Genomic DNA, 19,040 nt, shown 5'->3' with positions numbered 1-19,040 from the left:
CCATGGGCAAATCGCTGGTCATTGTGGAATCCCCGGCTAAGGCCAAGACCATCAACAAGTATCTGGGCGACCAATACGTGGTGAAGTCGAGTATCGGCCATATCCGAGACCTGCCCACCAGCGGTTCGGCTAGCGCCAGCAAGGAGCCAGCCGCCAAGCGCGGCAAGGCTGCTGCCGGTGAAGCGCCGGCGCTGTCGCCGAAAGACAAGGCGCGCAAGCAGCTGGTCTCACGCATGGGGGTCGATCCGGAACACGGCTGGAAAGCCAAGTACGAGATCCTCCCGGGCAAGGAAAAGGTCATCGAAGAGCTGCGCCGACTCGCCAAGGATGCCGACACCATCTATCTCGCGACGGACTTGGACCGCGAAGGGGAAGCCATTGCCTGGCACCTGCGCGAAGCCATTGGTGGGGATGACAGCCGCTACAAGCGCGTGGTGTTCAACGAAATTACCAAGAAGGCCATCCAGGAAGCCTTCTCCCAGCCGGGCGAACTGGATATCGATCGGGTCAATGCTCAACAGGCGCGTCGCTTCCTCGATCGCGTGGTGGGCTACATGGTCTCGCCCCTGCTGTGGGCCAAGATCGCCCGCGGCCTGTCGGCCGGTCGCGTGCAGTCGGTCGCCGTGAAACTGGTGGTGGAACGCGAGCGGGAGATCCGTGCGTTCATCCCTGAAGAGTACTGGGAAGTCCACGCCGACCTCGGCACCGCCAAGGGCGCTACCGTGCGCTTCGACGTGGCCCGGGAGAAGGGCGAGGCCTTCAAGCCGCTCAACGAAGCCCAGGCCATGGCTGCGCTGGAGAAGCTCAAGGCTTCCAGCTACAGCATCGTCAAGCGCGAAGACAAGCCGACCAGCAGCAAGCCGTCGGCGCCGTTCATCACCTCCACGTTGCAACAGGCCGCGAGCAATCGCCTGGGCTTTGGCGTGAAGAAAACCATGATGATGGCCCAGCGTCTGTACGAAGCCGGCTACATCACTTATATGCGTACCGACTCGACCAACCTTTCGGTCGATGCCGTGGCGATGGCGCGCACTTATATAGAAAGCGAGTTCGGCAAGAAGTACCTGCCGGACACACCGAACGTCTACAGCAGCAAGGAAGGCGCGCAGGAGGCGCACGAAGCGATTCGTCCGTCCGACGCCAACACCGAGCCAAGCAAGCTGTCGGGCATGGAGCGCGATGCCGAGCGTCTCTACGAGTTGATCTGGCGCCAGTTCCTGGCCTGCCAGATGCTGCCGGCGCAATACCTGTCGACCACGGTCAGCGTTGGTGCCGGCGACTTCGAGCTGCGCGCCAAGGGCCGCATCCTGAAGTTCGACGGCTATACCCGCGTCATGCCGCAGATCACCAAGCCTGGGGATGACGACGTCCTGCCGGACATGGCCCAGGGCGACGTGATGAAGCTGATCAAGCTTGATCCGACCCAGCATTTCACCAAGCCACCGGCCCGTTACTCCGAAGCCAGCCTGGTCAAGGAAATGGAAAAGCGCGGCATCGGTCGTCCTTCGACCTACGCAGCGATCATCTCCACCATCCAGGATCGCGGTTATGTGGCGCTGCACAACCGTCGTTTCTATTCGGAAAAGATGGGCGACATCGTTACCGAGCGTTTGTCCGAGAGCTTCTCGAACCTGATGGATTACGGCTTCACCGCCGGTATGGAAGAGAACCTCGACGATGTGGCCCAGGGCGAGCGCGACTGGAAAAACGTTCTCGACGAGTTCTACGGCGACTTCAAGAAGAAGCTCGAAGTGGCCGAAAGCCCAGACAGCGGCATGCGCGCCAACCAGCCGGTCATGACCGATATCCCGTGCCTGACCTGCGGTCGCCCGATGCAAATCCGTACCGCCTCGACCGGCGTGTTCCTCGGTTGCTCGGGCTACAGCCTGCCACCCAAGGAGCGCTGCAAGGCGACAGTCAACCTGGTGCCGGGCGACGAAATCGCCGCGGATGACGAGGGTGAGTCGGAATCCCTGGTGCTGCGTGGCAAGCATCGCTGCCCGATCTGCAGTACGGCGATGGACGCCTACCTGCTGGATGAAAAGCGCAAGCTGCACATCTGCGGCAACAACCCGGACTGTGCCGGCTACGAGATCGAAGAAGGCACTTATCGCATCAAGGGCTACGAAGGCCCGAGCCTGGAGTGCGACAAGTGTGGCAGCGAGATGCAACTCAAGACCGGCCGTTTCGGCAAGTTCTTCGGCTGCACCAACCCGACCTGCAAGAACACCCGCAAACTGCTCAAGAGCGGTGACGCGGCGCCGCCGAAGATGGACCCGGTGAAGATGCCTGAGCTCAAGTGCGAGAAGGTCAACGACACCTACATCCTGCGCGACGGTGCCTCCGGCCTGTTCCTGGCGGCCAGCCAGTTCCCGAAAAACCGTGAAACCCGTGCACCGTTGGTGATGGAAATCGTGCCGCACAAGGACGAGATCGATCCCAAGTACCATTTTCTCTGCGAAGCGCCGCAGAAGGATCCGGAAGGGCGCCCGGCGGTCATTCGCTACAGCCGCAAGACCAAGGAGCAATACGTGCAAACCGAAGTCGACGGCAAGCCGACCGGCTGGAAAGCCTTTTACGACGGCGGTAAGTGGACGGTGCAAGACAAGAGTTGATGACAGCACTCACGTGTGACGAGGGGGCTTGCTCCCGCTGGACCGGTCCGACGTTTCGGGCGTAGCCGTCCCAATAAGTCCCAAGTGAACAAAAGGCCGCATGACAACCCATGGGTTTTCATGTGGCCTTTTTGTTTTTGGCTTGCAGTGGCCTCGGTTGATCCATGACACTGTCGCACTTGCGTGACGCTTTCATGTCGTTGGGGAGATGCCGCCATGGCCCACGAACTCTATACCCGCACCAATCAGAAAATCTATTTCGCCGGTCTGTCGCTCGAAGCGCTCACCAGGGCCGAAGACGGGCGTGCGATGAATTCCCCGGCACTGCTCCAGGCAGGACGCGAATCCGCGCTGTTTCACCTGTACGGTGCATTGTTGGGGTTGTGCCATGAAATCGCCGGTTTCTATCGCCTGCCTCAAGCGAATGCACCGCGGGCCGAGCTGTTGTTGACCCGCGAAGTGCTGGAAACCATTGCTATCCCGGAAATGGCCGAAATGGTCGAGCTGGCGCACAACCCGGAAACCTGGCTGGCGAAGCTATTGGCGGCCCATGCGGCGCTGTTCGAGCCGCCGCGGGCCCCACGCAAGCCCAAGGGGGACGTGACCCAGCCGTTGATCGTGGCGGTCAATCTGGACGAACAAGAACCCGAGCAGGAGTTGAGCCGGGAGGAGCTGGAGAGCTGGCGCCAGAACCTCAAGAGCCTGGCGATACGCTTTCGTGAAGGTTTGAACGAGTGCTGAGTTTTCCCTCGGCCCGTTACGTTCGTTGATAACGCTTGGTCAAGATCCCGAGCGGAGCCTGGCCGATGACTATATAATCCTCGCCTTTCGTGGAGAACAGACTTTTATGCCTACGTCCTTTCTAGAAATTGTCGAACTTCCTGATGGCCGCATCGAGCTGCGCAGGGCTGAGGACGAGGGTTCTCTGGTTACCCTGAACTTCTCCGAAGATGCCAAGGTATTCCTCCAGGGCCAACACGTCGAAGTCGCCAAGGCGATGCTGAGCGTGGGTGTTCAGATGGCAGGTCGCCTGGTTGAAGGCGAATTCAACAAGGAAGAGGGGCCGCGGGTCCTTCATTGATCCCGTCTGTCGGCTTTTTTGGATAGTGTGGCTGGTCGGCTTCTCTGCCTTGGAGAAGCCCCGCGTTTGTCTTAGCCCAATCGAATATTCAGACTCTGTGCGTCCCCGGTACGGGCGGCGCTGATCAACTGTTGCCGTGCGGTCGCGGTCAGCGGGTTGAGCCAGCTGACCACGGTGTGGCTACGGCCCAGGCGCAAGGCTTCGCAGGTCAGCTGTTGGGCGCTTTGGGTGCCCCGCGGCTGCAACAACAGGATACGTTCGCGGTTCAGGCCGGCATCCCGCAGCCAGGCCTGGGTGACGCTGGCCGGTGGTGCGATCAGCGTCAGCCAGCGAGCATCCTGGTCCTGGCTGAGTTCTCGCAGAATCGGCGCCAGCAGGTTCAGGCAGTTTCCGGCCGCACCACGTAACGACAGTTCGCTGAAAGCCTCGGGCTCGACGCCCCAGGGCGACTCGATGACCTCTTTCAGGACTGGAGCCAGCGGTTGAGCCATGAATGCCTCGAACAGCGGAAGTTGTGTGTGTTGTGGTGTGTGAGGGAACTGCATAAAGCCTCCTTTAGCGGCGAATGACGCCGACGCTCAAGCCTTCGATGACCAGGTCCTGATCTTTCAGGTTCACTTCGATGGGCGCGAACTCCGGGTTCTCGGCGATGAGCCAGACCTTGCTGCCGTCGCGCTTGAAGCGCTTGACGGTCACTTCGTCGCCGATTCGCGCCACCACGATCTGGCCATTTCGGGCTTCGCGGGTGGTGTGGACGGCCAGGAGGTCACCGTCGAAGATGCCGATGTCCTTCATGCTCATGCCGTGTACACGAAGCAGGTAATCGGCCCGAGGATGGAAGAACGAAGGATTGATGTTGCAGGACTCCTCGACATGCTGCTGGGCCAGGATCGGTGCGCCTGCCGCGACCCGGCCGATGATCGGCAGGGTGGTTTCGTCGGCCTTGGCTTCGAAGCCGGGGATGCGAATGCCACGGGATGCGCCCGGGGTCATTTCGATAGCACCCTTGCGCGCCAGCGCCTTGAGGTGTTCTTCAGCCGCGTTGGGCGACTTGAAACCCAGTTCCTGGGCGATTTCCGCGCGGGTTGGCGGGTAGCCGTTGTCTTCGAGGCAGCGTTTGATGAAGGCCAGAATCTCTGCTTGGCGTGGCGTCAGCTTTAGCATATTGATCGCTCTGTCTTTTTATACAGTGACTGGGATTATATACAGTGGACGCCGCTTGGCAATCCTCCTTTTTTCATCGGCCGCTGGACGGTCGGTCGGGCTGTTGGATGCGACATGGCTACCACCCATTAAAAGGTGTGGTTAAATACGTGACCGGGCGTTCGCAAAACGCCCCGGCAGGCTTGACAACCCCTAGGCTGAAACGTATGTTTCAAACAAGTGTTTGTCAGGCGGAGTAACCATGGCCCAGTCGGAAACCGTTGAACGCATTCTCGATGCTGCCGAGCAGTTGTTCGCGGAAAAAGGTTTCGCTGAAACCTCGTTGCGTCTGATCACCAGCAAGGCCGGGGTGAACCTGGCGGCTGTGAACTATCACTTCGGCTCGAAAAAGGCCCTGATCCAGGCGGTATTCTCGCGGTTCCTCGGGCCTTTCTGCCTCAGCCTCGATCGCGAGCTGGAGCGCCGCCAGGCCAAGCCTGACGTCAAGCCGACCCTGGAAGAGCTGTTGGAAATCCTGGTCGAGCAGGCCCTTGTCGTGCAACCGCGCAGCGGTAACGACCTTTCCATTTTCATGCGCCTGTTGGGCCTTGCCTTCAGCCAGAGCCAGGGACACCTGCGACGTTACCTGGAAGACATGTACGGCAAGGTTTTCCGTCGCTACATGCTGCTGGTCAATGAGGCCGCGCCGCGTATTCCGCCCATCGAGTTGTTCTGGCGGGTGCACTTCATGCTCGGCGCCGCCGCGTTCAGCATGTCCGGTATCAAGGCGCTGCGCGCCATTGCTGAAACCGACTTTGGCGTGAATACCTCGATCGAACAGGTGATGCGCTTGATGGTGCCGTTCCTGGCGGCCGGCATGCGTGCCGAAAGTGGCGTCACCGATGAAGCCATGGCTGCCGCGCAATTGCGTCCGCGCAGTAAATCGACGCCGGCGCTGGCCAAGGCGTAAGTGCATGGGTGGGCGCGGCTGCCTACATCCGCTAAGCTAGCCGCCCATGCCGACTCTCGTTTCGAACCCGTTCCATTTTTTATTGCATGACCGCGACCTGCCGGGCCTTGGGCCCAGCGGTGTGGTCGTGCCTGTGTTGCCGCACGGGTTCATCGTTATTAAGGAAATGCTATGACTGCTGGCCTGCAAGGCTCGTTGATGGTGGACGTCGCCGGTACCTGGCTGACGGCCGAAGATCGCCACCTGTTGCGCCAGCCTGAGGTAGGCGGCTTGATCATCTTTGCCCGCAATATCGAGCATCCACGTCAGGTGCGCGAGCTGAGTGCGTCGATCCGCGCCATCCGCCCCGACCTTTTATTGGCGGTGGATCAGGAAGGTGGCCGCGTCCAGCGGCTGCGCCAGGGTTTTGTGCGGTTGCCGGCGATGCGGGCGATAGCCGACAACCCGAGCGCCGAATACCTGGCCGAGCAATGCGGCTGGATCATGGCCACTGAAGTGCTGGCGGTCGGTCTCGACTTGAGCTTTGCCCCGGTGCTGGACCTCGATTACCAGCGCAGCGCCGTGGTCGGCAGTCGTTCCTTCGAAGGTGATCCCGAGCGCGCTGCGTTGTTGGCCGGTGCCTTCATCCGCGGCATGAACGCCGCCGGGATGGCCGCCACTGGCAAGCATTTCCCGGGACATGGCTGGGCCGAGGCCGACTCCCACGTGGCGATTCCGAACGACGAGCGCAGCCTGGAGCAGATTCGCGCCAACGACCTGGTGCCGTTTGCCAGGCTGAGCAAGCAACTGGCCGCCGTCATGCCGGCCCATGTCATCTACCCACAGGTTGACGCCAATCCAGCCGGGTTTTCCCGTCGCTGGCTGCAGGACATTCTGCGCGGCGAGTTGCAATTCGATGGGGTGATCTTCAGTGATGACCTGTCGATGGCCGGTGCTCATGTGGTCGGTGATGCCGCCAGTCGTATCGAGGCCGCGTTGACGGCGGGTTGCGACATGGGCCTGGTGTGCAACGACCGTGCTGCCGCGGAGTTGGCCTTGAGCGCTGCCCAGCGCCTGAAGGTCAAGCCTTCGGCGCGGATCGCCCGCATGCGCGGCCAGGCCTGTGCCTCCACTGAATACCGTCAGGACCCTCGCTGGCTGGCGGCGCTCGGCGCGCTGAGAGCTGCCCAACTGATTGATTAAGGAAGTGTCGTGACTGATATGCGTAACGCTCGGCGGTGCCCATGACCCAGCCAATTGAGGCGCTTCTTGAGACGGATTGGGGAGAAGACTTCCATCAGAGTTACCTTCAGCGCGGGTTCGACTACGCCGAGAGAGACCGAGTACGGATACTGCGGATAGACGAGCAATCGATTCACGCCGAATGCGAGGGTGGCGGCGATAATGTCTATCAGCAGGTGATCGCGCTCACTCGTTATCGGGGATACGACGGCGTTCGTTACGAATGCTCGTGCCCGGTCGGTGACTGCTGCAAGCACTGCGCTGCCGTCATGTTCCATTTGATGTGGAATCCGCAAGCGCTGGAGGCCGGCTCCGACGGCGAGCGCCTGAATTCTGAACTTGAAACCTGGATCAAGTGTATTCCCGAGCGGGGCGCCGATTCGCTACCGAGCAAAAAAGACGCCGATGTCCGGATCTTCTACAAACTCAAGAAGACGCACTTAGGGCAGTGGCTTTTGGAGCTCTTCAAGGGGCGCCAGCTCGATGATGGTTCCCTGAAGGATCTGAAAGCGTTTGGCCAACTGACGGACATGCTGAATCGTTTTCCGAATTATATGTCCGACGTCGACAAGCAAATTGGCCAGTCGCTTATCAGCAGTCAGCATTATCACAGCCAGAACAGCTTTCCGTTGCAAGGTCGCAGCGGCGCCGAAGTGCTGGCGCTGGCATTACAGTCCTCACGCTTGTTCCTGGATTTCGACCCGCCGCAGCCATTGGGCGCAGGTCCGCTAAAAAATGCACAGTTTTTCTGGGCTGAGCAGGCCAATGGCAACTATCGGTCTCGGTGGCGCAGTGGCGATCAGGTACTGGATAACCTTCTGGTGCTTGAGCCGCTTCATTATCTGGATTTATCGCGCAGGGAACTTGGCCGGCTGTCCTATGAAATGGACGACAAATTGGCGTGCCATTTATGCCATGCGCCGGAGGTACCTGCTCAGGATGTCGTGCTTTTCAGCCATAGGATCAACGCTGTCGACCGACCTATCCCGCCGCCGAAAGAACTGACTGAGCGCATCATCGAAGGTGTTGAGCCGCGAGCGTTGTTGACGTTGGGAAGTGCAATCAACTTCCGGCACTGGAAATCTGTTCCAGAACATCGCGCGGCACTGACCTTTATTTATGATGGTCATGTGGCGGACGACAAAGCATCCACCGAACTGTCGATCCTGTCCGGAACCGAAATTTTGCGCATTCAGCGTAAACCGGATGTCGAGCAAGCCTTTCGCACCGTTCTGCGTAAGGTAGGTTTCAAGAAAACCAGTCGCAAGAGCCTTGCGCTGGCGGACATCGGGGGTGAGCTATTTCAAATGGCGGATGACCACGCCTGGTTGGCCTTCATGGACAAAGGCCTGCCGCGATTGCGTGCCGCCAATTGGCAGATCGATATCGAAGCGGGTTTTCATTTCGATCTGCAACCGGTGGAGCAGTTGTACGCCGACATCGAGGAGTCTCCCGGTCGAGAGTGGTTCGATTTGCAGCTGGGCATTGTCGTGGATGGAAAACGGCACAGCCTGCTGCCGATCTTGCTTCATCTGCTTCGCTCAAGCCCCGAGATGATGGATCCGGACAACCTTGATCGGCGTGGTGATGAAGAGTTGATGTTGCTCGATCTCAACGGCGGAAAATTCGGGGCGGGTCCTGGTGTGAAGGTCGCGTTGCCATATGGGCGGGTCAAGCCGCTGATGGCAACGCTTGGTGAGCTGTACATGAAGGAGCACCGGGGTGACTCGATACGGTTGAATGCCTTTGATGCGGCCAGGTTGAATGTGCTGGAAGGCGTGCCATTGACCTGGCAAGGCGGGGAGCGGTTGCGTACGTTCGCCAAGCGATTACATGAGTCGACTCACGTGCATGTCCCGGCGCCGGCGGGGCTCAAAGCCACCCTGCGACCTTATCAACTGGAAGGGCTCAATTGGATGCAGACCCTGCGCGAGCTGGAAGTCGGCGGCATCCTGGGCGATGACATGGGCTTGGGTAAAACCTTGCAGACCCTGGCTCACCTGCTTTGCGAGAAGCAGGCCGGCCGTCTGGATGTCCCGGCGCTGGCGGTCATGCCCACCAGCCTTATTCCCAACTGGCTTGACGAAGCCGCGCGTTTTACGCCGCAGCTCAACGTCGTGGCACTTCATGGCGCTACCCGGCAGAAGGACTTTGCGAGCCTCGCACAGTACGACCTGATTCTGACGACTTATGCCTTGTTGCCGCGGGATCTGGAGGTGCTGAAACCCCAGGCCTGGAGTGTGCTGATTCTCGATGAAGCCCAGTACATCAAGAACCCCACCAGCAAGGCCGCCCAGGCTGCCCGTGAACTCAATGCCCGGCAGCGCTTGTGCCTGTCCGGTACGCCCCTGGAAAATCACTTGGGCGAACTCTGGTCGCTGTTTCATTTCCTCCTGCCCGGCTGGTTGGGGGATAGCAAAAGTTTCAATCGGGACTATCGGACGCCGATCGAAAAACATGGCAACAGCGAGCGAATGCACCATCTGACGGCCCGAATAAAACCGTTTCTATTGCGGCGTAAAAAGGAACAAGTCGCTACTGAGCTGCCACCCAAGACTGAAATCGTCCATTGGGTCGACCTCAGCGACGGTCAGCGGGATGTCTACGAAACCGTGCGTGTGGCCATGGACAAGAAAGTGCGCGACGAAATCGCTCGCAGCGGCGTGGCCCGTAGCCAGATCATCATTCTCGATGCGTTGCTCAAGTTACGCCAGGTCTGCTGCGACCTGCGGCTGCTCAATACCGTACAGACCGCCAAAGCGCTACGTTCAGGCAGCGGCAAGTTGCTCAGTTTGATGGAAATGCTCGAAGAGTTGCTCAGCGAAGGGCGCAAGATTCTGCTGTTTTCCCAGTTCACCTCGATGCTGGCCCTGATCGAGGAGGAACTGCAAAAGCGCAGCCTGACCTATTCCTTGCTGACCGGATCCACCACGGATCGCCGCACCCCGGTGAGGGAATTTCAGAGTGGCAAGGTGTCGCTGTTTCTAATCAGCCTCAAGGCCGGCGGTACGGGGCTCAATCTGACGGCTGCGGACACGGTGATTCACTTCGATCCGTGGTGGAACCCGGCGGTGGAAAATCAAGCGACCGACCGGGCTTATCGGATCGGTCAAAACAAGCCAGTGTTCGTCTACAAGCTGATTGCCCGAGGCACGGTGGAAGAGAAGATACAGGCGCTTCAGGAGGATAAGGCCGCGTTGGCGGGCAGTCTGCTGGATGGCGGCGCGAAGGGTGGGTGGAAGCTTGAGCAGAGCGATATCGAAGCGTTGTTTGCACCGTTGCCCAAGACCTGATTCACCGGCACATTCACTGGCTATGTCGCCTGATAGTCAGCCTTCGCGAGCAGGCTCGCTCCCACATTGGAGTGGGGCGGGCTCCGGCTTTGTGGACGCTGCAAATCCCCTGTGGGAGCCGAGCTTGCTCGCGATGGCGGCAGTGCAGTAAGCATCTGTGTAAGCTGACCCACCGCCATCGCGAGCAAGCTCAGCTCCCACAGGAAACGGTGTGAATCAGCGCTTTTCCAGCTTGTCCGGCAGCGGCGCGAACAATGCTTCGATATCGTCGCTCTGCAGTTTCCAATCCCCGGCTACGCGTCCGTCCAGTACGCCGGCTGCGAGGTCGGATTTTTCCTTTTGCAGTAGCTGGATCTTCTCTTCCACCGTACCTCGGGCAATCAGCTTGTAGACGAATACCGGTTTTTCCTGGCCGATGCGGTAGGCGCGGTCGGTCGCCTGGTTTTCGGTGGCCGGGTTCCACCACGGGTCGTAGTGAATCACCGTGTCGGCTTCAGTCAGGTTCAGGCCTACACCGCCGGCCTTCAGGCTGATCAGGAAGATCTGACGCTTGCCGCTCTGGAATTCCTTGACGGGTGTGCGACGGTCGCGGGTCTGGCCGGTCAGGAGGGCGTAATCGACGCCACGTTTCTTCAGCTCATCTTCAATCAGCGCCAACATGGACGTGAATTGGGAAAACAACAGCACCCGGCGACCTTCTTCGAACAGCTCTTCGAGCATTTCCATCAGGCTGTCGAGCTTGCCCGAGGTGCTGCCTCGGGCGGGCAGGGTGGCGTCGTTGATCAGGCGCAGGTCGCAACACACCTGGCGCAGCTTGAGCAGCGCTTCGAGAATGATGATCTGGCTGCGGGCCACGCCTTTGCGGGTGATCTCGTCGCGGACCTTCTTGTCCATCGCCAGGCGCATGGTTTCGTAGACGTCCCGCTGGGCGTCGCTGAGTTCGACCCAATGGATGATCTCGGTCTTGGGCGGCAACTCCGTCGCCACTTGCTCCTTGGTCCGGCGCAGCAGGAAAGGTTTTATCCGACCGTTGAGGTGCTGCAGTCGTACATCGCTGCCGCGCTTTTCGATCGGTACACGGTAGTCGCGGTTGAAACTCTTGACGTCCCCAAGCCACCCCGGCAGCAGGAAGTGAAACAGCGACCACAATTCACCCAGGTGATTTTCCAGCGGCGTGCCGGACAGGCACAGGCGCTGGCGGGCGTTGAGCTCGCGGGCGGCCTGGGCGGCTTTGCTGGTGGGGTTCTTGATGTACTGGGCTTCATCGAGGATCAGCACGTGCAACGGCTGCGCGGCCAGGCGCTCGACATCCTTGGGCAGCAGGGCATAGGTGGTGAGGACCAGGTCGTAATCGGCCAATCGGTCGAAATGCTTCTTGCGCCCGGCGCCATACAGGGCCAGCACTTTGAGCTGCGGCGTGAAGTGAGCCGCCTCGTCGAGCCAGTTGGGGATCAGGCTGGTCGGCATGACGACCATGCACGGTCGGTCGAGCCGCCCGGCGTTTTTTTCGCTGAGAATGTGCGCCAGGGTCTGTAGGGTTTTGCCCAGGCCCATGTCGTCCGCGAGGATGCCGCCGACTTCCAGCTGTCGCAGCGATTGCATCCAGCTCAAGCCTTCGAGTTGATACGGCCGCAGCGTCGCGTTCAGGCCCTCTGGCGCGGTGGCGGTGTAATCCTTGATGTCCCGCAGGCGTTGCGCCAGGCCGCGAATGTGTTCGCCACCTTCCCAGGTCAACGGCATGTCCTGCAGCGGGTTCAGGCGCAGGGCGTCCGCGCTGTTGAGGCGCAGTTTAGTGGTGCCGGGCTCTTGCAGGTAAAACTCGCCCAGGGTCGCCAGCACCGGTTTCAGCCGGCCATAGGGCAGGGCCACCTGCTGCGGGCCGAACTCCGAGTTCGGACGGTTGGGCAGGTTGACCAGAATGAGTTCGTCGTCCCGACGCCGGGCCAGGCGTTCCGGGTTGAACAATTCGATGTGCGAGCGCATCAGGTTCAACAGGATCGGCAGCAGGCTCAGGCGCTCACCGTTGACGATGATCCCCAGTTCGAGGTCGAACCAGTCCCGCTCCGGCGTTTCCTCGACGGTGGCGTACCACTCGTCCACTGCCGTCAGGTCGAAGCCGAAGTCCTCGTCGATCTGCAGTTCCCAGCCTTGGCTGCGCAGTTTCGGCAGGTCGTTGAGGGTGAAGGTCAGCCAGGCACTGTCGTTGACCATTTCGTACAGTTCGCCGGCGCTTTCCGGCAGGGCCTTGCTTTGTCGGGTCGCGACCTTGAAGCCGAGGATTCGCAGCTGTTCGCGGTAGGACTGTTCCACGTCGGTGTGGCGTTTTATCCGCAGTGTCTGGGTTTCCTGGCGAATCAGCACGTCGGTGTTGCGCTGGCCGCTGACGTATTCGTCCAGGTAACCGAACGACAGCGCGGCGCGGTGTTGAATGTAGCGCTGCATCTTGCCGTTGCGCGGCTCGAAGGCGCTGAACTCGATACTGGCCAGCCACAGGCGCGGCACCGGTTGCACGTTGTCCACCAGCACTTGTGGTGGGGCCTTGGGGCTGCGGTTGTCCAGCACGGCCTGGAGTTTCTCCAGCAACTGCGCGTCTTTTTCGGCGGCCGGGTAGGCCAGGGTTTCCTGGACTTGCAGCAACACGGCCGCGCAGTGCTTGCAGTTGATGCGCACCGGGCAGGAGCACGCGGCTTCGAGCAGAATCAGCGTGCCCTTGGCTGACTCCTTAAGGCGAATGGTCTGACGGTAGACGTTACCGCCAGAGCCTTCGCAGCTGGCGGTGATGGTGCTGTCGCCGGCCTCGACGATCCTGACGCGGTTTTCCAGCGCATAACGGCGCCCGCGCTCCAGGCTCTGTTCCTTGAATCGATTGACCCAGGAAGGTGCCAGGGGTTTGCTCAGGGGCGAGGGCATAGGCGCGCCAATCAGTCCGGAATGACTTCAGGTGCCTGCCGTGGCGCGGGCGCGGTCAACGAGGTGATCTTGATCAGCAGGCCAAGATGACCGTTGTCGAGGAAGTTCAGTTGGCCATTCTTGGTATGGCTCTGCTGCTTGAGGCGCTCGCTGGCGGTGACCAGGCCATTGGCGTTGATCTGGTTGATCCAGAAATCGGCATCCACGTCGGTGAAGCGGCCCAGCTTCAGTTCCAGGGTGCCCTCGATGGGGAATTGCCCGAACTGTTCGGCGCCGTCGCTGATGGCAACTTTGCGCCCCTGTTCACCGAGCGTCTGCTGCCAGGCCTTGTGCATCAATACCGTGTATTGGCCGCTGGCGGTGAGTTTCTCGACGATGTTACCCATGGCCGGTGTGCGCTGGCTATCCGCGCCCAGGCGTTGCGCGCCGGCGTCCCAGTCTTCCGGTGCGGCACGGCTGACAATCGCCGGCTCGGCGTTCTGGCGCACCAGGATCATTTCAACCTGATACAGGTCGTCGGCAAACGCCAGGGGAGCGACCAGGGTCAACAACAAGGTCAGTGAGCAAAACAGGCGCATGTGGCGTCCTTCAAGCAGTGGTCGGAGTGAGGCGCTCGAACAGCGCCTCTACGATATTGAAACGCTCTTCTGCGCGTTCCATGGGCACCATGAATTTGAACATCGTGGCACCTTCGAACTTGTAGCGTTTGGGCTGGCCCTGGATCAACTTGATCAGCACCAGTGGATCGACCGGAGTCTGGGCCTCGAACTCGATCCGGCCACCGTTGGGGCCACCGTCGACTTTCTTGATGCCCAGTTGTTCGGCCTTGAGCTTGAGCTGAGTGGTGCGCACCAGGTTCTTGGTCGGTTCCGGCAGCAGGCCGAAGCGGTCGATCATCTCCACTTGCAGGTCCTTGAGGCCTTCCTCGTCGCTGGCCGAGGCGATGCGTTTGTAGAGGATCAGCCGTGCGTGAACGTCCCGCAGGTAGTCTTCCGGGATCAGTGCCGGCACCCGCAGGTTGATTTCCGGCCCGCCACCCAGGGGTTGATCGAGGTTCGGCTGTTCGCCCTTGCGGATCGACTTGACCGCGCGCTCGAGCATTTCCATGTACAGGGTGAAGCCGACAGCCTGGATCTGGCCGCTCTGGCCGTCGCCGAGCAATTCGCCGGCACCGCGGATTTCCAGGTCGTTGGTGGCCAGCACGAAGCCGGCGCCCAGGTCCTGGGTATTGGCGATGGCTTCCAGGCGCTTTTCCGCATCCGGGGTGATCTGCTGGCGCGGTGGCGTCAGCAGGTAGGCATAGGCCTGGTGGTGGCTACGCCCGACCCGGCCGCGCAACTGGTGCAGCTGGGCCAGGCCGAATTTGTCGGCGCGCTCGATGATGATGGTGTTGGCGCTCGGCACGTCGATGCCGGTCTCGATGATGGTCGAGGCGATCAGCACGTTGAAGCGCTTGTGGTAGAAGTCGCTCATCACCTGTTCGAGTTCGCGCTCGCGCATTTGCCCGTGGCCGATGCCGATCCGCGCTTCCGGCACCAGTTCGGCCAGGTCGGCGGCGCATTTCTCGATGGTCTTCACGTCGTTGTGCAGGTAATAGACCTGGCCGCCACGCAGCAACTCACGCAGCAAGGCTTCCTTGACCGTGCTTTTGTTCTGCTCCATGACAAAGGTGCGCACCGACAGGCGCCGGGCCGGCGGCGTGGCGATGATCGACAGGTCGCGCATGCCCGACACCGCCATGTTCAGCGTGCGCGGGATCGGCGTGGCGGTCAGGGTCAGGATGTCGACTTCGCTGCGCAGGGCCTTGAGCTGTTCTTTCTGGCGCACGCCAAAGCGGTGCTCTTCGTCGATGATCACCAGCCCCAGGCTCTTGAACTTCACGTCGTCCTGCAGCAGCTTGTGCGTGCCGATGACGATGTCGATCTTGCCCTCGGCCAGGTCGGCCACGGCGGCGTTCACTTCCTTGGTGGATTTGAAACGGCTCATCACTTCCACGGTCACCGGCCAGTCGGCAAAACGGTCGCGGAAACTGTTGTAGTGCTGCTGGGCGAGCAGGGTGGTCGGCACCAGGATCGCCACCTGCTTGCCACCGTGCACGGCAATGAACGCGGCGCGCATCGCCACTTCGGTCTTGCCGAAGCCCACGTCGCCACACACCAGCCGGTCCATGGGTTTGGGCGCGAGCATGTCGGCGCGCACGGCTTCGATGGTGGTCTGCTGGTCGACGGTTTCTTCGAACGGGAAACCGGCGCTGAAGGTTTCGTAGTCGGCTTTCGGATCGGCGAAGGCATAGCCCTCGCGGGCCGCGCGACGGGCGTAGATGTCCAGCAGCTCGGCGGCCACGTCGCGCACCTGTTCGGCCGCCTTGCGCTTGGCTTTCTGCCAGGTTTCCGAGCCCAGGCGATGCAGCGGCGCCAGGGCGTCGTCGCTGCCGGTGTAGCGGGCGATCAGGTGCAGGTTCGCCACCGGCACGTAGAGCTTGGCACCCTCGGCGTATTCCAGGGTCAGGAACTCGGCGGCCTGGTTGTCGATTTCCAGTGTCGCCAGGCCCAGGTAGCGGCCCACGCCGTGGTCGATGTGCACCACGGGTGCGCCTTCGCGCAGTTCGGTGAGGTTCTTGATGACGGCGTCGTTGGCGGCGTCGGCGCGTTTCTCGCGACGGCGGCGCTGCATGACGCGCTGGCCGAACAAGGGACTTTCGGCGACCAGGGCCAGGGCCGGGTCATCCAGGACCAGGCCGTCGTTCAGCGGCGCGATGGTAATCGCCAGGCGATCCTTGCCGGCGACGAAGTCCGGCCAGCTGTCCACCGTCTTCGGTCGCAGCTTCAGGCGCTCGAGCAGCTCCAACAATACTTCGCGACGACCCGCGGATTCGGCGGTGAACAACACGCGACCGGGGAATGCATCGAGAAAGCCGGCCAGCGCCGCCAAAGGTTGCGTGGCCTTGGCTTCGATCGCCAGGTCCGGCAAGGGTCTGGCTGCAAAGCGTTCACGGCCGACGCCGGTTTCCACGTCCTGCTGGCTCGCCACCACCCGCGGCCAGCTCTTGAGGCGGGCGAAACAGTCTTCCACCGGCAGGAACAGCTCGGCCGGCGGTAATAGGGGCCGGGAAGGATCGACGCGACGTTCTTCGTAGCGGTTGCGCACGTCGTTCCAGAAGTTTTCCGCAGCCTGTTCGATGCCCGGCAGGGAAAACACCTGGGTGTCCTGGGGCAGGTAATCGAACAGGGTGGAGGTTTCTTCGAAAAACAGCGGCAGGTAGTACTCGATGCCGGCGGGCGTGATCCCGCTGCTCAGGTCCTGGAAGATCGGGCAGCGCCGGAAATCCACATCGAAGCGCTCGCGAAAGCGTGCCTTGAAGCGGGTCACGGCGTCTTTCTGCAGCGGGAACTCCTTGGCCGGCAACAGGCGGATCGACTGCACTTTGTCGATGGACCGCTGGTTTTCCGGGTCGAAGGTGCGCAGGGTCTCGATTTCGTCATCGAACAGGTCGATGCGATAAGGCAGTTTGCTGCCCATCGGGAACAGGTCGATCAAGGCGCCGCGTACCGCGAACTCGCCGTGCTCGTATACCGTGTCGACGCAGCGATAGCCACTGGCCTCAAGGCGGGTGCGCATTTGCTCGACATCGAGCTTCTGGCCGATGTCCAGTACCAGGCTGCTGCCAAGCAGGAATTGGGTCGGTGCCAGGCGATGTAGGGCCGTGGTGATCGGCACTACCAAAACGCCATGACTGAGTTCCGGCAGCCGATAAAGGCTGGCGATTCGCTGGGAAATGATGTCCTGGTGCGGCGAAAACAGATCGTAGGGCAGGGTTTCCCAGTCCGGGAAATGCAAGACCGGCAAATCCGGAGCGAAGAAACTCAGCTCCTGTTCCAGCCGCTCGGCGCTTTGGCTGTCGGCGGTCAGCAGCAGGGTGAAGCGCTTTGCAGCGCTGGCAGCCTCGGCGATGGCCAGGCTCAGGGCGGCACCGGGCAGGTTGCCCCAGTGCTGTTTACCTGCCGCGGCAGGGAGAAGCGGAAGACGCAGAACGGGCACGGAAGATTGAGCTCCAGCATTGCGACAAAGTCGACAATTGTAGCGGGGGAAGGGGCCTGCTGTCAGTCGCAGACTGCCCGGGCAGACAGGAAAACCACGGTGCGACAGGCGCGCATTGCTCCGCCGAGGACTCGGCGGCATAATGTAGCCCCTTTTTTCAGCCCCTACATGTGGAAGGTTACCGTGACTCAGAAGCCCGACCAGTGTCTTGGTGAATGGATTGATCGTGAAGCTCTCGCAGAAGCGATGATCCCTCTCATCGGTCAGCTCTACCGCAATAACAACGTGGTGAGCTCGATCTATGGCCGCAGCCTGATCAACCAGTCTGTCATCGCGATCCTCAAAGCCCACCGCTTTGCTCGCCACCGTTCTTCCGACGACAGCGAACTCTCCGTCCACGAAACATTCCCTCTGCTCAAAGCCATGAGCGAGCTCAAGCTCGGCGCGGCTTCGGTGGATCTGGGCAAGTTGGCGTTCAAATTCCGCAACGAAGGCAATGGCCGTAGCGCCGAGCAGTTCGTTCGTGAAGAGATGGCCGATGTGGTTGGCCAGCAGAACGCTTCGCCTCGCAAAGGCACCGACGTGGTCCTGTACGGCTTCGGTCGTATCGGCCGTCTGCTGGCGCGCATCCTGATCGAAAAAACCGGTGGCGGCGACGGCCTGCGCCTGCGGGCCATCGTGGTGCGCAAGGGCGCCGAGAACGACCTGACCAAGCGCGCCAGCCTGCTGCGTCGTGATTCGGTCCATGGTTCGTTCAACGGCACCATCATCATCGATGAAGAAAACAACACCATCCTCGCCAACGGCAACCTGATCCAGGTGATCTACGCGAAGAACCCGACCGAGGTGGACTACACCCAGTACGGCATCAAGGACGCACTGCTGGTGGACAACACCGGCGTATGGCGTGATGCCGAGGGCCTGGGCCAGCACCTGACCTGCCCGGGCATCGCCCGCGTCGTGCTGACCGCGCCTGGCAAGGGCAAGCTGAAGAACATCGTTCACGGCATCAACCACGGCGAAATCACCGCTGACGACAAGATCGTCTCCGCTGCTTCCTGCACCACCAACGCCATCGTGCCGGTGCTCAAGGCAGTGAACGACAAGTTCGGCATCGTCAACGGTCACGTCGAAACGGTTCACTCGTACACCAACGACCAGAACCTGATCGACAACTTCCACAAGGGCGACCGCCGTGGCCGCAGCGCCGCGCTGAACATGGTCCTCACCGAGACCGGTGCTGCCACCGCCGCTGCCAAGGCCCTGCCTGAGTTGGCTGGCAAGCTGACCGGCAACGCGATCCGTGTGCCGACGCCGAACGTGTCGATGGCCATTCTCAACCTGAACCTTGAGAAAGCCGCCACCCGTGAAGAGATGAACGAGTACCTGCGCTACATGGCGCTGCACTCCGATCTGCATAAGCAGATCGACTTCGTCAACTCCCAGGAAGTGGTGTCCACCGACTTCGTCGGCTCGCGCCACGCCGGTGTCGTGGATGCTGAAGCCACCATCAGCCAAGACAACCGCGTTGTTCTGTACGTCTGGTACGACAACGAATTCGGTTACAGCTGCCAGGTGGTTCGCGTGATGGAAGACATGGCCGGTGTAAACCCGCCAGCGTTCCCGCGCTAAGCCTTAGCTGCTTGTGAAAACGCCCCGACTTGTCGGGGCGTTTTTGTATCTGGAGGTTTGTGTTGGCTGGGCCGGCCTCTTCGCGAGCAGGCTCGCTCCCACAGTTGACCGAGTTGTTGCTGATGTATGCGGTCCAA

General features: G+C 61.0%; 12 protein-coding genes. 7 read left to right on the top strand and 5 right to left on the bottom strand.

Features of this window, described 5'->3' with window-relative positions:
• Positions 1-2 precede the first annotated feature (2 nt).
• The 3 genes from topA to ASC85_RS29255 all read left to right on the top strand — a co-directional run bounded on the left by topA (position 3) and on the right by ASC85_RS29255 (position 3,696).
• Positions 3-2,615: a type I DNA topoisomerase gene (gene topA, locus ASC85_RS29265; RefSeq protein ID WP_003199646.1), complete on the top strand. Its 2,613-nt coding sequence runs from the start codon at positions 3-5 to the stop codon at positions 2,613-2,615.
• Between the two features lie 216 nt (positions 2,616-2,831).
• Positions 2,832-3,356, top strand: a complete 525-nt coding sequence (locus tag ASC85_RS29260) for a DUF6586 family protein (protein WP_053120722.1) — start codon at positions 2,832-2,834, stop codon at positions 3,354-3,356.
• A gap of 106 nt (positions 3,357-3,462) precedes the next feature.
• A complete protein-coding gene (locus ASC85_RS29255) occupies positions 3,463-3,696 on the top strand; it encodes a hypothetical protein (RefSeq protein ID WP_003183419.1) in 234 nt (77 codons plus the stop codon).
• 71 nt (positions 3,697-3,767) lie between these two features.
• On the opposite strand, the gene sulA is transcribed toward ASC85_RS29255, so the two are convergent.
• Together sulA and lexA are read right to left on the bottom strand one after the other, a co-directional pair.
• A complete protein-coding gene (gene sulA, locus ASC85_RS29250; protein WP_014339358.1) occupies positions 3,768-4,241 on the bottom strand; it encodes an SOS-induced cell division inhibitor SulA in 474 nt (157 codons plus the stop codon).
• Between the two features lie 10 nt (positions 4,242-4,251).
• Entirely contained in the window at positions 4,252-4,860 is a 609-nt protein-coding gene (lexA, locus tag ASC85_RS29245; RefSeq protein WP_003199651.1) for a transcriptional repressor LexA, read from the bottom strand.
• Positions 4,861-5,101: 241 nt separating this feature from the next.
• Between lexA and ASC85_RS29240 the strand changes: the two genes are divergently transcribed.
• The 3 genes from ASC85_RS29240 to ASC85_RS29225 all read left to right on the top strand — a co-directional run bounded on the left by ASC85_RS29240 (position 5,102) and on the right by ASC85_RS29225 (position 10,323).
• Positions 5,102-5,809: a TetR/AcrR family transcriptional regulator gene (locus ASC85_RS29240; protein ID WP_013692622.1), complete on the top strand. Its 708-nt coding sequence runs from the start codon at positions 5,102-5,104 to the stop codon at positions 5,807-5,809.
• Between the two features lie 183 nt (positions 5,810-5,992).
• Positions 5,993-6,991, top strand: a complete 999-nt coding sequence (gene nagZ / locus ASC85_RS29235) for a beta-N-acetylhexosaminidase (RefSeq protein WP_177343189.1) — start codon at positions 5,993-5,995, stop codon at positions 6,989-6,991.
• A gap of 41 nt (positions 6,992-7,032) precedes the next feature.
• Positions 7,033-10,323, top strand: coding sequence for a DEAD/DEAH box helicase (locus ASC85_RS29225; RefSeq protein WP_082534537.1), 3,291 nt, complete (start codon positions 7,033-7,035; stop codon positions 10,321-10,323).
• 216 nt (positions 10,324-10,539) lie between these two features.
• Here ASC85_RS29225 and ASC85_RS29220 read toward each other — a convergent pair whose 3' ends face one another.
• From ASC85_RS29220 to mfd, 3 genes are read right to left on the bottom strand one after another with little or no spacing between them, the layout of a single operon-like run.
• The gene (locus tag ASC85_RS29220) at positions 10,540-13,233 is read right to left on the bottom strand and encodes a DEAD/DEAH box helicase (RefSeq protein ID WP_057452394.1); all 2,694 of its coding nucleotides are present in this window, start codon (positions 13,231-13,233) and stop codon (positions 10,540-10,542) included.
• A gap of 11 nt (positions 13,234-13,244) precedes the next feature.
• Positions 13,245-13,811, bottom strand: coding sequence for a CsiV family protein (locus ASC85_RS29215; protein WP_057452393.1), 567 nt, complete (start codon positions 13,809-13,811; stop codon positions 13,245-13,247).
• Positions 13,812-13,821: 10 nt separating this feature from the next.
• On the bottom strand, positions 13,822-17,271 hold the full coding sequence (gene mfd, locus ASC85_RS29210; RefSeq protein ID WP_057452392.1) for a transcription-repair coupling factor: 3,450 nt from the start codon (positions 17,269-17,271) through the stop codon (positions 13,822-13,824).
• Between the two features lie 168 nt (positions 17,272-17,439).
• Here mfd and ASC85_RS29205 point away from each other — a divergent pair, with 168 nt between their 5' ends.
• On the top strand, positions 17,440-18,903 hold the full coding sequence (locus tag ASC85_RS29205) for a glyceraldehyde-3-phosphate dehydrogenase (RefSeq protein ID WP_057452391.1): 1,464 nt from the start codon (positions 17,440-17,442) through the stop codon (positions 18,901-18,903).
• Positions 18,904-19,040: the final 137 nt, after the last annotated feature.

Origin of the sequence: Pseudomonas sp. Root401 (genome assembly GCF_001425105.1) — a bacterium.
GTDB classification, from domain to species: Bacteria; Pseudomonadota; Gammaproteobacteria; order Pseudomonadales; family Pseudomonadaceae; genus Aquipseudomonas; species Aquipseudomonas brassicacearum.
This window is presented reverse-complemented; position numbering and strand designations above follow the sequence as displayed.